The sequence below is a fragment of the Streptomyces sp. NBC_00019 genome (genome assembly GCF_045041015.1).
GTDB lineage: Bacteria > Actinomycetota > Actinomycetes > Streptomycetales > Streptomycetaceae > Streptomyces.
This window is the reverse complement of sequence record NZ_CP108302.1, coordinates 2,722,119-2,735,570: the sequence shown is the minus strand read 5'-3', so window position 1 is coordinate 2,735,570 and position 13,452 is coordinate 2,722,119. Positions and strand designations below refer to the sequence as shown.

General features: G+C 71.5%; 10 protein-coding genes, 1 pseudogene and 1 riboswitch. Of the genes and pseudogenes, 3 read left to right on the top strand and 8 right to left on the bottom strand.

Going from position 1 to position 13,452, the window contains the following annotated elements; genetic code table 11:
- Positions 1 to 10: 10 nt before the first annotated feature.
- From cobN to OHU89_RS13085, 6 genes are all read right to left on the bottom strand, one after another.
- On the bottom strand, positions 11 to 3,664 hold the full coding sequence (gene cobN / locus OHU89_RS13110; protein ID WP_405642564.1) for a cobaltochelatase subunit CobN: 3,654 nt from the start codon (positions 3,662 to 3,664) through the stop codon (positions 11 to 13).
- Positions 3,661 to 5,196, bottom strand: a complete 1,536-nt coding sequence (locus tag OHU89_RS13105) for a cobyric acid synthase (RefSeq protein WP_405642562.1) — start codon at positions 5,194 to 5,196, stop codon at positions 3,661 to 3,663. The genes cobN and OHU89_RS13105 overlap by 4 nt, the downstream gene beginning before the upstream one ends.
- On the bottom strand, positions 5,193 to 6,134 hold the full coding sequence (locus OHU89_RS13100; RefSeq protein WP_405642560.1) for a cobalamin biosynthesis protein: 942 nt from the start codon (positions 6,132 to 6,134) through the stop codon (positions 5,193 to 5,195). Before OHU89_RS13100 ends, OHU89_RS13105 begins: the two co-directional genes overlap by 4 nt.
- Positions 6,135 to 6,233: 99 nt before the next feature.
- Positions 6,234 to 6,376, bottom strand: a riboswitch (cobalamin riboswitch).
- Between the two features lie 131 nt (positions 6,377 to 6,507).
- A complete protein-coding gene (locus OHU89_RS13095) occupies positions 6,508 to 6,729 on the bottom strand; it encodes a hypothetical protein (protein WP_266829011.1) in 222 nt (73 codons plus the stop codon).
- Between the two features lie 34 nt (positions 6,730 to 6,763).
- A complete protein-coding gene (locus OHU89_RS13090; protein WP_405642558.1) occupies positions 6,764 to 8,005 on the bottom strand; it encodes an anion permease in 1,242 nt (413 codons plus the stop codon).
- Between the two features lie 144 nt (positions 8,006 to 8,149).
- On the bottom strand, positions 8,150 to 8,899 hold the full coding sequence (locus tag OHU89_RS13085) for a lysozyme (protein WP_405642556.1): 750 nt from the start codon (positions 8,897 to 8,899) through the stop codon (positions 8,150 to 8,152).
- 196 nt (positions 8,900 to 9,095) lie between these two features.
- Here OHU89_RS13085 and OHU89_RS13080 point away from each other — a divergent pair, with 196 nt between their 5' ends.
- From OHU89_RS13080 to OHU89_RS13070, 3 genes are all read left to right on the top strand, one after another.
- Positions 9,096 to 9,827: a class II aldolase/adducin family protein gene (locus tag OHU89_RS13080; RefSeq protein WP_405642554.1), complete on the top strand. Its 732-nt coding sequence runs from the start codon at positions 9,096 to 9,098 to the stop codon at positions 9,825 to 9,827.
- A 123-nt stretch (positions 9,828 to 9,950) separates the two neighbouring features.
- Entirely contained in the window at positions 9,951 to 11,078 is a 1,128-nt protein-coding gene (locus OHU89_RS13075; protein WP_405642552.1) for an alpha/beta hydrolase, read from the top strand.
- A 169-nt stretch (positions 11,079 to 11,247) separates the two neighbouring features.
- The gene (locus OHU89_RS13070) at positions 11,248 to 12,645 is read left to right on the top strand and encodes a hypothetical protein (protein WP_405642550.1); all 1,398 of its coding nucleotides are present in this window, start codon (positions 11,248 to 11,250) and stop codon (positions 12,643 to 12,645) included.
- A gap of 6 nt (positions 12,646 to 12,651) precedes the next feature.
- Here OHU89_RS13070 and OHU89_RS13065 read toward each other — a convergent pair whose 3' ends face one another.
- Positions 12,652 to 13,065 (bottom strand): VOC family protein, encoded by a 414-nt coding sequence (locus OHU89_RS13065; protein ID WP_405642548.1) that lies wholly within the window; start codon positions 13,063 to 13,065, stop codon positions 12,652 to 12,654.
- A gap of 106 nt (positions 13,066 to 13,171) precedes the next feature.
- A pseudogene (locus OHU89_RS13060) lies at positions 13,172 to 13,303 on the bottom strand (neutral zinc metallopeptidase); the annotation flags it as partial.
- Between the last annotated feature and the right edge of the window lie 149 nt (positions 13,304 to 13,452).

The following is a 13,452-nucleotide window of genomic DNA, read 5'->3' as shown; positions in this document are numbered from 1 at the left end:
TCCAGGGCGCTCATGAGTCGCCCTCCAGATCTCCCTCAAGTTCGAGGTAGGTCGCTCGCAGCCGCTCCAGCGTCTCCGCGTCCGGCTCGGCCCACAGGCCGCGGTCCGCGGCCTCCAGAAGCCGCTCGGTGATGCCGCGCAGCGCCCACGGGTTGGACTTCTTCATGAAGTCCCGGTTCTCCGGGTCGAAGACGTACTCGGCGCTGAGTTTCTCGTACATCCAGTCGTCGACCACGCCCGCCGTGGCGTCGTAGCCGAACAGGTAGTCCACGGTCGCCGCCATCTCGAAGGCGCCCTTGTAGCCGTGCCGGCGCATGGCCGCCATCCAGCGCGGGTTGACCACGCGGGCGCGGAAGACGCGGTGGGTCTCCTCGCCGAGGGTGCGGGTCTTGACCTGGTCGGGAGTGGCCGAATCGCCCACGTACGCCTCGGGGTTGGCGCCCGTGAGGTGGCGGACCATGGCGACCATGCCGCCGTGGTACTGGAAGTAGTCGTCGGCGTCGACGAGATCGTGCTCGCGGGTGTCCACGTTCTTCGCGGCGATGTTGATCCGCTTGAACGCGGTCTCCATGTCCCCGCGCGCCGCCCGTCCGTCGAGTCCGCGCCCGTAGGCGTAACCGCCCCAGACGGCGTACACCTCGGCGAGGTCCGCGTCCGACCGCCAGTTGCGGGCGTCGATCAGCGGCAGCAGACCGGCGCCGTACGCGCCCGGCTTGGAGCCGAAGATACGGGCCGTCGCGCGCCGCCGGTCACCGTGCTCGGCGGTGTCCTCGTCGGCGTGGGCCTTGACGAAGTTCCGGTCGGCGGGCTCGGCCAGCTCGGCCACCTTGCGGACGGCGTCGTCGATCAGCGCGACCACATGCGGGAACGCGTCCCGGAAGAACCCGGAGATACGGACCGTCACGTCGATACGGGGACGGCCCAGCTCCTCCAGGCCGACGATCTCGAAGCCGGTCACCCGGCGCGAGGCCTCGTCCCACACCGGACGGCAGCCCAGCAGCGCGAGGATCTCGGCGATGTCGTCGCCCTGGGTGCGCATCGCGGAGGTACCCCAGACCGTCAGGCCGACGGACTTCGGGTACTCGCCGGTGTCCTGGAGATACCGCTGCACCAGCGAGTCGGCGAGCGACTGCCCGACCTCCCAACTCAGCCGGGACGGAATGGCCTTGGGGTCGACCGAGTAGAAGTTGCGGCCGGTCGGGAGCACGTTGACGAGGCCGCGGGTGGGGGAGCCGGACGGACCGGCGGGGACGTAACCGCCGTTGAGCGCCTTGAGGATGTGGTCGATCTCGTCGGTGGTCTTCGCGAGACGCGGTACGACCTCGTTGCAGGCGAACTCCAACACCGCGACCGCGTCCGGGAGTTCGGTGCCGAGCACACCACGGACGAGAGCCGGGACGACCGCGGCGTCCCAGTCCCGCGCCTCCATCCCCTCCGCGACCCGCCGGCACAGCTGCTCCAGCAGGTCGATCGCGTCGGCGGCCGTACGCGACGGGCCCTCGACGAGGTCGGAGAGCTCCACCGGCACCTTCACCGGCGCCCCGGGCTCGGCGAGCAACTCCTTCTCGACCAGCCCGTAATGGGCCGCGAAGGAGGCCCGCAGTCCCGGCAGCGCGTTCGCCTGACCGCCCCACACCTGCGAGGCGCGCAGCACGGCGAGCACGAGGTTGACCCGTGCCTCGTCGACCGGGCCCCCGCCGAGGATGTGCAGCCCGTCGCGGATCTGCACGTCCTTGATCTCGCACAGATAGCCGTCGATGTGCATGACGAACTCGTCGAACGCGTCGTCGTCCGGCTGGTCCTCGACATGCAGGTCGTGATGGAGCTCGGCCGCCTTCACCAGCGTCCAGATCTGCGCCCGCACGGCCGGTGCCTTCGTCGGGTCCAGGTCGGAGACGAGCGCGTACTCGTCGAGGAGCTGCTCCAGCTTGGCCAGGTCGCCGTACGTGTCCGCACGCGCCATGGGCGGTACCAGGTGGTCGACGACGGTGGCGTGCCCGCGGCGCTTGGCCTGGGTGCCCTCACCGGGGTCGTTGACGATGAAGGGGTAGATGAGCGGCAGCTCACCGAGGACGGCGTCCGGAGCGCAGCCTCCGCTGAGACCGAGGCCCTTGCCGGGCAGCCACTCCATCGTGCCGTGCTTGCCCATGTGGACGACGGCGTCGGCGCCGAAGCTGTTGTCCAGCCACCGGTAGGCGGCCATGTAGTGGTGCGACGGCGGCATGTCCGGGTCGTGGTAGATCGCGATCGGGTTCTCACCGAAGCCGCGCGGCGGCTGGATCATCACGACGACGTTCCCGAACTGGAGCGACGCGAGCACGATGTCGTCCCCGTCGACGTACAGGTTGCCCGGGGGCTCGCCCCAGGCCTCCAGCATGCCGTTCCGCAGCTCCGGGTCGAGCTTGTCGAACCACGCCCGGTAGTCGGCCAGCGGCACGCGCGCGGGCGCGGCGGCCAGCTGCTCCTCGGTGAGCCACTCCACGTCGTGTCCACCGGCGTTGATGAGCCGGTGGATCAGCTCGTCACCGTTGTCGGGGTGCCCCTCGACGACGTAACCGGCGGCCCGGAGCGCGTCCAGCACCCGCACCGCCGACGCGGGGGTGTCGAGTCCCACCGCGTTGCCGACGCGCGCGTGCTTGGTCGGGTACGCGGTGAAGACGAGCGCGAGCTTCTTCTCGGCGTTCGGCTGGTGCTTCAACCGGGCGTGCCGTACGGCGATCCCGGCGACGCGCGCGGCCCGCTCGGGGTCGGCGATGTAGACCGGGACATCGTCCGGACCCTGCTCCTTGAAGGAGAAGGGAACCGTGATCAGCCGTCCGTCGAACTCGGGGATCGCGACCTGCATCGCCGCGTCCATGGGGGAGAGGGCGGCGTCGGACTCGTCCCAGGCGGCCTTGGACGAGGTGAGGCAGAGTCCTTGCAGCACCGGCACGTTCAGGTCGGCCAGCGCCCCGATGTCCCAGGCCTCCTCGTCACCGCCGGCAGAGGCCTGCGAGGCGTGGGTGCCGCCGGCGGCGAGGACGGTGGCGACGAGGGCGTCGGCCTTGGTCAGCAGTTCATAGAACTCCGCGTCGGCCCCGCGCAGTGAACCGCAGTACACGGGAAGAGCATTGGCGTCGCGTGCCTCGATGGCGTCGCAGAGGGTGTCCACGAAGGCGGTGTTGCCGCTGAGTTCATGGGCCCGGTAGAAGAGCACGCCGATGGTAGGTCGGCCTTCCACATAGGGCCGCTCGCCATGGACGCCGTACTCCGGCATCTTCTGCGGCTCGACGAACCCCTCACCGGTCAGCAGCACGGTGTCGGAGAGGAACCGGGCCAGCTCGGTCAGGTTGGCGGGCCCGCCCTCGACGAGGTACCGGAGCGCCTCGGCCACGACACCGGCGGGCACCGACGACTCGGCCATCAACTCGGCGTCCGGAACGGTCTCTCCGCCCAGCAGCACGGTCGGGATTCCGGCGGTCTTCAGCGCGGCCAGCCCGTCCTCCCAGGCACGCTTGCCGCCGAGCAGTCGTACGACGGCGATGTCGGCGCCCTCGACGAGCGCGGGCAGCTCCTCCGCGACGTCCACGCGGGTCGGGTTGCCGATCCGGTAGTCGGCACCGGAAGCGGCGCGGGCCGCCAGCAGGTCCGTGTCGGCGGTCGACAACAACAACACAGTGCTCATGCAGGCGCTCCCGGTGGAATGAAAGGCAGTCCTTGCGGCGCGCCGGACTCGATGAGCCGCCACAGCGCGTCCGTGTCCGCGTGCTGTTCGATGAGATCGCCGAGCCGGTCGAGCTGCTCCTCGCGCAGCGCGGCGAACGACGTGTCAGGGGCCGGTACGAAACGGCGGCCCGCGGCGGCCGCCACCTCGCGCAGGAAGGCCCGTCGGAATCCGTCCGACTCCAGCGAGCCGTGCCAGTGGGTGCCCCAGGTCTGGCCGACCCGGCAGCCGTCCAGGCTGTGTCCCTTGTCATCAGAGATGAACGCTTCTCCGCCGCTGACGTCGGCGACCCCGTGATGGATCTCGTACCCGGCGACGTGCTCGCCGAGGGCTTCGCCTTCCGGCCGGGTGAGGGTCTTGTCGCGGGCGAACCGCACCCGCACGGGCAGCACGCCGAGCCCCTCGACATGACCCCGCCGGCTCTCGACCTCGTCCTCGATGTGTTCACCGAGGACCTGGAAGCCACCGCAGATGCCGAGGACGGGCCGCTGCTCGGCGACCCTGCGCTCGATGGCCTGCGCAAGTCCCCGCTCCCGCAGCCACTCCAGCGCCCGGACCGTGCCCCGGGTCCCCGGGATCACCACGAGGTCGGCGTCGGCCAGTTCCTCCGGCCGGTCCACGAACCGCACGACGACGCCCGGTTCGGCGGCGAGGGCGTCGACATCGGTGAAGTTGGACATGAGCGGAATCGCGCAGACGGCGACCCGCAGCACGTCCTCGCCGACGGGCGGGGCCGTGTTCGACTCCCGTACGGTCCCCCGCAGGGAGACCCGGAGCCCGTCCTCCTCGTCGATGCCGAGCCCGTGCCGGAAGGGCAGCACACCGTACGTGTGCCGGCCGGTGAGGCCGTGGAGCATGTCGAGCCCGGGCTCCAGGAGGCTGACGTCCCCGCGGAACTTGTTCACGAGGAACCCGGCGACGAGGGCCTGGTCCTGCGGCGAGAGCAACGCGACGGTCCCGAAGAAGGAGGCGAAGACGCCACCGCGGTCGATGTCGCCGACGACGAGGACAGGGAGTTGGGCGTTCCTGGCGATGCCCATGTTGACGATGTCGGTCCGCCGCAGATTGATCTCGGCGGGACTGCCGGCCCCCTCGCAGATCACCGCGTCATACGTGCCCCGCAGTTCGGCGAGACAGTCCAGCACGGTGCCGAGCAACTGCTGCTGGCGTCCCCCGTGATACCCGCGCGCACTGAGCTCACCGACGGGCTTGCCGAGCAGTACGACCTGACTGCTCTGCTCACCACCCGGCTTCAGCAGCACGGGATTCATGAGCGCGGTCGGCTCGACGCGGCAGGCCTGGGCCTGCATGGCCTGAGCCCGCCCGATCTCGGCACCCTCGCGGGTCACGAACGAATTGAGGGACATGTTCTGCGCCTTGAAGGGCGCGACCTTGACCCCCTGCCGTACCAGCCACCGGCAGATTCCGGCGGTGACGACACTCTTGCCCGCGTCGGAGGTGGTACCGGCGACGAGAAGCCCACCGCCGGTCATGAGGCACGCGCCTTGAGAGCGACCCGCGCGGCGACACTGACGCCGAGCGCGAGCAGACCGACGCGACGGGACAGCCGTACGGCCCGCTCGATGTCGTGGACCTCCACGGAACGCCCCTCCTGGTTCAGCACGGGCCGGTGCTCGACGCGCCCCGCATACGACAAGGTCCCGCCGAGCCGCACGCCCAGGGCCCCGGCGAACGAGGCCTCCACGGGCCCGGCGTTGGGGCTCGGATGCTCGCCGGCGTCGGCACGCCAGGCTCGTACGGCCCCCCGCGGATCGCTCCCGGCGACAGCGGCCAGTACGGCGGTCAGCCGGGCCCCCGGCCACCCGGCGACGTCGTCGAGCCGGGCCGAGGCCCAGCCGTACCGCCGATGACGCGGCGACTTGTGCCCGACCATGGCGTCAAGGGTGTTGACGGCGCGGAACCCGAGCAGCCCGGGCACGCCACCGACGGCTCCCCACACCAGGGCCCCCACGACGGCGTCGGAGGTGTTCTCGGCAACGGACTCGACCACGGCCCGGGCGATCCCGTCGGCGTCCAGGGCCTGCGGATCCCGCCCGCACAGATGAGGGAGCCGCTCCCGCGCCGCCTCGACGTCCCCGACTTCCAGGGCACGCCCGATGGTTCGTGCCTCGCGCACGAGCGAGGTGCCGCCCACGACGGCCCAGGTGGCGATACCGGTCAGCGCGACGGAGGCGACGGGGGAGGGACGTACGGCTTTCTGCGCCACGGCACCGAGCACGACGGCGCCCCCGGCGCACACCGCGGTGTGCAAGGCCCCCCAACCCCGGTGGTCCCGCCACAACACCCGCTCCACGGCACCCGCGGCCCGCCCGAACACGGCGACCGGATGCCCCCGGCGTGGATCACCGAGCAGCAGGTCACCGAGAAGTCCGGTGGCGGCGCCGTACGCGAAGACGCGATCGGCACGCATCGGCTCAGCCGGCCGTGGCGTCGGGCAGTGACCTGGTGCGGTATCTCAAACGGCAGGCGAGCATGGCGATATGTCCTCACTCAGGGTGTCCACGCCCTGGTTCGACGAGACCGACGACGAGAGTTCCTGGCTCCCGGGGCTACCTACCCCGGTGACAGTGGCGGGACCGCGCCGGACTTCCACCGGCTTCCTCTTCTGCCGTCGTACATGGCTCCGGCAGTCCACCATGGGCCCGGAAGGGCCGTCAACTTGCCGTTGACCTGGGACGGGAGAGTGTGCTGAGGCCCACATACGGGGGGTTGCGGACGTGACAAAAACGTGGGGTGCGGGACGGAGAACCGTCCCGCACCCCACGGGGTGTTCGCTCGTCGCGTCAGGCGACGATCAGATAGATCCCGTACGTCACCGCCGCCGCGCAGGCCGCGAAGCAGGCGTACGCGCCGGTGACCGCGAGAGCCGCGGATCCGCCCTGTGCGGTGGCCCGTTCCTGGCGGGAGAGGCCCATGATGCCGAGGGTGAACAGGGCCACGAGGGCCACGGTGACCACGAGGCTGACGCCGAAGACGGAGCCCAGCGCTTCCCAGTCGATCTTCATGTCGGTGATTCCTTCGTTCCTGGGTGCGGCGGGCTCAGACGGCGGCCGGCGGAGCGGCGGGCTCCGGGGCTGCGGTCGGGGCCGGGATCGTGGCCGTGAGGTCCTCGGTCACCGTGCCCGCCGGGGGAGGGGTGACCGCGGCGATCGCCGTCGTCACCACGCCGGCTGGCTCCTCGTCGCTGTCGTTGACGTTCGTGTGGTCGATGACCTCGCGTCGCGAGAGCTTCCAGATCGCCGCGCTGGAGGCGATGAGGAAGACCGCCACGACCGCCGTGCCCCAGTCGCCGAGGCCGGTGACCCACTCCGCCAGTGCGCCCACCAGGGCCGCGGCCGGCAGGGTCAGGCCCCACGCCACGAACATCCGCGTCGCCGTGGACCAGCGGACGACGCCGCCCTTGCGGCCGAGGCCCGCGCCCATCACCGCACCCGAGACCGAGTGCGTGGTGGAGAGGGAGAAACCGAGGTGCGAGGAGGCCAGGATGACCGTGGCCGCGCTGGTCTGGGCGGCGAAGCCCTGCTGCGGCTGGAGGTCGGTCAGGCCCTTGCCCATCGTGCGGATGATGCGCCAGCCGCCGAGGTAGGTGCCGAGCGCGATGGCGAGACCCGCGGAGAGGATGACCCAGGTGGGCGGGTCGGAGTCGGGAGCGACGGCGCCGCCGGCGACCAGGGCGAGGGTGATGATGCCCATCGTCTTCTGCGCGTCGTTCGTGCCGTGGGCCAGCGAGACCAGGCCCGCCGAGGCGATCTGGCCGGCGCGGAAGCCCTTCGCGGCGGCCCTGCCGTCGGCCTTCTTGCTCATGGAGTAGGAGAGGCGGGTCGCGAGCATCGCGGCGAGGCCCGCGACGATGGGCGCCGCGATCGCCGGGATCAGGACCTTGGTGATCAGGACGTCACCGTGGACCGCGCCCATGCCCGCCGAGGCGATGGTGGCGCCGATCAGACCGCCCATGAGGGCGTGCGAGGAGCTGGAGGGGAGCCCGACCAGCCAGGTCAGCAGGTTCCAGAGGATCGCGCCGACCAGGGCGGCGAAGATGACCTCGGGACGTATGCCGCTCTCGTCGACGAGACCCTTGGAGATCGTGTTGGCGACCTCCACGGAGAGAAATGCGCCCACAAGGTTCAGCACGGCGGACATGGCCACCGCGACCTTGGGCTTGAGTGCACCGGTCGAGATGGTCGTGGCCATCGCGTTGGCGGTGTCGTGAAAACCGTTCGTGAAATCGAACGCAAGTGCGGTTACTACCACAATCGCGAGGATCAGCGAGAAGTTTTCCATTTACCCAGGCAATCGTTCGAGCGTCATTGGCTGGTCGAACGTAGGTAACCAGGGTGAACGGAAGATGAACTGAGGCGGGCCGCACGGTGTCTGGAACCGAGGGATTCCCCTCCGATCCTCCAGCGCGGCCCAACCGCCGCACGGTTACGAGCCCCGGGCGAACTTCTTCAGCTGTGCCAGGGACCCGTTGAAGAGATTCTGATCACCCGGCAGGCTGCCGCTGTTGTCGTACTGCCAGATGGTCCAGTACCCCCATCCGGTCGGCAGCGCCCCGGCGTCCGCCGAGTTGTAGCGGGCCACCCACAGCGCGTGGTTCGAGGCGAAGGCGCCGCTGCCGCCGGTGCAGGTGTTCCACCAGTGGGCGGTCGTGTAGATCACCGGGCGGCGCCCGGTCAGCCGCTTCACCTCGTTGCTGAAGGACTTGATCCAGCTGACCATCCTGGCCTTCTTCAGGCCGTAGCACTTGTGCTTGCTGTCGTACGGGTTGTACTCGATGTCGAGCGCCGGCGGCAGCGTCCAGCCGTCCGCGCTCCAGCCGCCGCCGTTGCGTACGAAGTGCGCCGCCTGTGCCTTGCCCGACGACTTGTTCGGCAGGGCGAAGTGGTAGGCCCCGCGGATCAGGCCCGCGTTGCGCGCGCCGTTGTACTGCTGGTTGAAGTGCGGGTTGCGGTAGGTGTGGGACTCGGTCGCCTTGACGTAGACGAACTTCGCCCCCTTGGACTTCGCCTTCTGCCAGTCGACGTTCTTCTGATGCGAAGAGACGTCGTGCCCCTTGGGTTTACCGGCCGCCGAAGCCGGAAACTCGGCCAGCGCGGTCCCCGCGAGGGTGAGCGCTGCCACGGACGCGGCAAGGACGCGGCCGCGGTGACGGGAAGGTTTGCGATCACGGGCCATATTTCCCCCCGGAATGGCGGCGTGCACGACAAAACAGGCAGAGATTACTGGAAGATCCGCGCATGTCCGGCGCTCTACGGCCAAGCCGCAGCCGAGGGGGAAGTGTCCGCATTTGCGACCTTCCGGACGCCTGGCCTCCGCCCTAAAGTGCCCCCGCCCGGCCGCGTTCGGCGGCCCCACCTGACAGGATCGCGGCATGGCTGAGCAGCGACGCGACCAGCGGGACGGACGGGGTGCCGGAGAAGGCGCACGGGATGTGCCGGAGCCGTGGAAGCGGAGTGTGCGCGCAGAGGAGGTGCCCGCCTGGGAGGAACTGGTCGCGACCGCCCGCCGCACCGTCTCCGAGGGACTCGTCGTCGGCACCTCCGGCAACGTCTCCGTACGCGTCGGCGACACCGTGCTGGTCACGCCCTCGGGAGTGCCGTACGACCGGCTGACACCGGACGACGTGACCGGCGTCGACCTCGACGGCCGCCGGGTCCTGGGCTCGCTCGTCCCGACGAGCGAACTCCCCATGCACCTCGCGATCTACCGCACCACCGACGCCGGCGCCGTCGTCCACACCCACGCCGTCCACGCGACGGCCGTCTCGACGCTCGTCCCGGAGCTCCCGGCGATCCACTACATGTCCGGCGCGCTCGGCGGCGCCGTCCGGGTTGCCCCGTATGCGACGTACGGCACCCAGGAGTTGGCCGAGAACATGCTCCACGCCCTCGCCGACCGCACCGGCTGCCTCCTGCGCAACCACGGCACGATCGCCTACGGCACCACCCTCGACCAGGCCTACGACCGCACCGCCCAGCTCGAGTGGATGTGCCGCCTGTGGCTGACGGCGTCCTCCGTGCCGGGTCTGACCCCGGCCCTGCTGTCGCAGGAACAGGTGGCGGAGGCGGGGGAGCGGCTACGGGGGTACGGGCAGCGCAGGTGACGCGGGTCCGTGGGCGCCCGGCCGTCCGGGCAAGGACCGGGCCCGGCGGTGGCGAACTGTCCCGCGTCACTCCGAATCGCCCTCCCACTGGCCCGTGACCGGGTCCGCCAGGACACTGGACGGGTGCGCACTGTCAAAGCGACGGCCGCAGCCGTCACCATGGCCCTGGCCGCCGGAGCCGCGAGCGTCGCCGCCGGACGACTCGCCAGCGACGCCGCGCTGAAGGCGCCCCCGGGCCGTCCCCTGCCCAACGAACCCCGGCTCACCGTGCACGCCACGGCCGTCGGCCAGGTCGCGCTCACCCGGGACCTGTCCGCCCTGCGCCCCGGCACCTACGGCCTCTGCGGCGACACCACCCACGCGGTCGTCGGCCCCGTCCTCGGCACCGCGTCCCACTCCGCCGACACCGTCGTACGCCGCCTGGAGCGTGTCACACACGGCACCCTGCGACCCGGCGACAAGGTGTGGTTCACCCCGAACACCCACACCGGCGACCCCGGATCCGCCCTGGGCCTCGACCACGAGGACGTCGAGATCCCGGGCGAACTCGGCACCCTGCCCGCCTGGTTCGTCCCCGGCATACGGAGTACGTGGGTCATCTCCGTGCACGGCCTCGGCACCACCCGTGAACTCTCCCTGAACGTCATGGAGTTCCTCACGAGCCGCCGCTTCCCGGTGCTCGCCCTCGCCTACCGCGGCGACCTCGGCGCGCCCCGCCCACCGGACGGCCTCAACCACCTCGGCGAGACCGAGTGGCGCGACCTGGACGCGGCGATCCGCTATGCCGTCCGCCACGGCGCCAAGAAGGTCGTCCTGCACGGCTGGTCCACCGGCGCCACCATGGCGCTGCGCGCCGCCGCCCACTCCGGGGTCCGCGACCGCGTCTCCGGGCTGATCCTGGACTCCCCGGTCCTCAGCTGGCAGACGACCCTGCGCGCCCTCGCCAGCGCCCGCCGCACCCCCGGCGCCCTGCTGCCGCTCGCCGTCCGCGCCGCCCAGGGCCGCACCGGACTGCACTCCGACGCCGCCGCCGAGGGCGCCGACCCGGACCTCCTCAAGGTGCCCACCCTGATCGTCCACGGCCCCGACGACACGATCGCCCCCTGGACCCTCTCGCGCCGTCTCGCCGCCGCCCGCCCCAACCTGATCGCCCTCCACACCGTTCGGCACGCTCCGCACGGAGCCATGTGGAACGCCGACCCCGCGGGGTACGAAGAGGCGCTCCGCCGCTTTCTGACCCCGCTGATGTAACGGCCGCCGACGGCACCCGGCAGACACATCCACCGGTTCCGTTTAAGGGCGTACCACTGGCCAGTTTCCGTTCCCCGGCCGCCCGCCGGGACCCCTGCGTTGGCCATCCCCGTAGCCCGCCGTTACATTCCGTTTGGGTTTTCGGACCGTCAACCGGAAGACTGCACCCGTGACGTCCCGTATCCCGCGCGACTCCAGGCTTCGACTCGTCCGACCGCGACCCCTGGCCGCCGCCCCCCGAGCGATGACCCAGCGGCCCTCGCGCCGCCCTGCACCCCGCCCCCCGGAGGGCACCCCGGCCCAGGCCGAGCTGGCCAGAATGGCGCGCTCCCTACTGGCCGGCGCCGCCCGCGTCGCCCACTGGGCCGACGCCGCCCTGGGCCCCGGCCGGGACGCCGGGCAGCACGACGGCAAGGCCGCCCTGTCCGACGCCAGCGCCGAACGGGCCGCGGCCTCTCTGGGCCTGAGCACGGCTCAGGTGCGTGCCGAGTGGGACACCGCCCGGCTCGCCGGCCTGGTCGAGGTGCACGGCGACAGCGCCCGCCCCGGCTGGCGCCTGCGCGCCTGGGACCGCGACGACAGCGCCGTCCTGCGCGGCTGGGTCGCCCTCTTCGACGCCTGGTCGCTCGCCCACCCGGAACCCGCGGAGCACGAGGGCGCCACGGTCGCCGAGGTCGTCTCCGCCATGCCGCAGGTGCTCTCCTTCCTCCAGCTGTCCGCCGGGCCCGTGCCCGTGGAGCAACTGCTGGACCTCCTGGAGCAGCGGGTCACCGAACTGCGCACCGAACGGTGCGAGATCCCCTACGGTCCGCAGCCCGACCCGGACCACGCACAGCCCCGGGACACCCCGCTCGACCCGCTCCTCGACTGGTCCCTGCGCGCCCTCGCCTCCGTAGGCGCCCTCACCTACGGCGACGCGCAGGCCACGCTGACCCCGCTCGGCAGCTGGGCGGTCTGGGTCAAGCTGGAGCAGATCTGCGTCGCCGCGCAGAGCCCCGCCGGCAACATCGAGGCCGTCGCCGAGGAGATGCTCCGCGGCTGTGCCCAGCTCCGCCCCAAGGCGGCCCGCGACGAGTACCGGGCCTGGCTCGCCGCCCGCCCGGTCGGCAGCGCCGTCACCGAGCTCCTCGGCGCCGCCCGCGGCGAGGACGCCCTGCTGCGCGGCCTCGCCTTCGAGGCGCTGCGGGTCGTCGGTGCCCCCGCCGAACCGGATGTGCGCGCGGTGGCCGACGAGCCGACCCTGCGGCCGTACGCCCTGCTGTGGCTCGCCGTGCACGACGGCGCCGACCCGGAGGACGCCCACGAGGTGCTCACCCGGGAGGAGGCCACGTGGCTGTGGGTCGACACCGCCGCCGCCGTCGCCGACCACGGGGAGGCCCCGCTGCTGGTGCGGCATCTGGAGTCCGCGGTGCAGCCGACCGTGCCCATGCTGCTCGACGAGGTGCGCGCCGTCGGTCACCCCCGCACGGTGCAGGTCCTGGTCGCGCTCGCCGCCGCCCACCCCGACCCCGCGCTGGCCAAGGCGGTCCGCCGGGCGGCCTTCCAGGTGCACACGGGGGGCAGCTGACGCGGGTCAGGCCGTGATCTCGGGTGCGTACGTCCCGAAGCTCCACACGTTGCCCTCGAGGTCCCGGGCCATGTAGTCCCGCGATCCGTAGTCCTGGTCGGTCGGGGGCATCAGGATCTCCGCGCCCTGCTCCACCGCCCGTCCGTGGTGTGCGTCGACGTCGTCCACGACGACGTACACCCCGGTGGTGCCGGCGTCCTTCATGGCGGCGTCGAACTTGCTGCCGGTGCCCTTCGAGCCGAGCATGATCACGCCGTTGCCCTGCGCCAGCTCGGCGTGCGCCACCTTGCCGTCCTCGCCCTCGTAGACCGCCAGCTCGGAGAAGCCGAAAGCCTCCGTGAGCTGCTTGACCGCTGACTTGGCGTCCGCGTACAGCAGCGTCGGACAGATGCTGGGCCGCCCACCGCTCGTGCCTGCCATACCGATCACTCCCTTGTGATCAAATGCCGCGAATCCGAACCTGCCACCAGTCTTGCAGCGACCACTGACAACAGCGCCCGACCAGCCGGAACACCGCCGGGACAGCTCAGCGGAAGGTGTTGCACCGGGCCATGTCGCCGGTCTCGAACCCCTGGTGGAACCGCAGCTGCCGCTGCGCCGCCGACCCGTGCGTCGACGACTCCGGCGTCACCCGTCCCTGGAACCGCTCCTGGATCCGCGATCAGCCCGGCGATGCCGCCGCCCACGGTCGCCTTGCCCCCGGGGATGCGGCTGCCGCGCACGTCCTGGACCTCGGAGGTGTCCAGCTGGGCGTCGTCGTCGAACTGCATGGGGCCATCGTCGCCCCGTGCCCGGGACGCGGCCCCG

What these genes read in the sequence shown, in the direction of transcription:
- cobN (WP_405642564.1), bottom strand. Translation starts at nt 3,664, where the DNA reads ATGAGCACTGTGTTGTTGTTGTCGACCGCCGACACGGACCTGCTGGCG.
- OHU89_RS13105 (WP_405642562.1), bottom strand. Translation starts at nt 5,196, where the DNA reads ATGACCGGCGGTGGGCTTCTCGTCGCCGGTACCACCTCCGACGCGGGC.
- OHU89_RS13100 (WP_405642560.1), bottom strand. Translation starts at nt 6,134, where the DNA reads ATGCGTGCCGATCGCGTCTTCGCGTACGGCGCCGCCACCGGACTTCTC.
- OHU89_RS13095 (WP_266829011.1), bottom strand. Translation starts at nt 6,729, where the DNA reads ATGAAGATCGACTGGGAAGCGCTGGGCTCCGTCTTCGGCGTCAGCCTC.
- OHU89_RS13090 (WP_405642558.1), bottom strand. Translation starts at nt 8,005, where the DNA reads ATGGAAAACTTCTCGCTGATCCTCGCGATTGTGGTAGTAACCGCACTT.
- OHU89_RS13085 (WP_405642556.1), bottom strand. Translation starts at nt 8,899, where the DNA reads ATGGCCCGTGATCGCAAACCTTCCCGTCACCGCGGCCGCGTCCTTGCC.
- OHU89_RS13080 (WP_405642554.1), top strand. Translation starts at nt 9,096, where the DNA reads ATGGCTGAGCAGCGACGCGACCAGCGGGACGGACGGGGTGCCGGAGAA.
- OHU89_RS13065 (WP_405642548.1), bottom strand. Translation starts at nt 13,065, where the DNA reads ATGGCAGGCACGAGCGGTGGGCGGCCCAGCATCTGTCCGACGCTGCTG.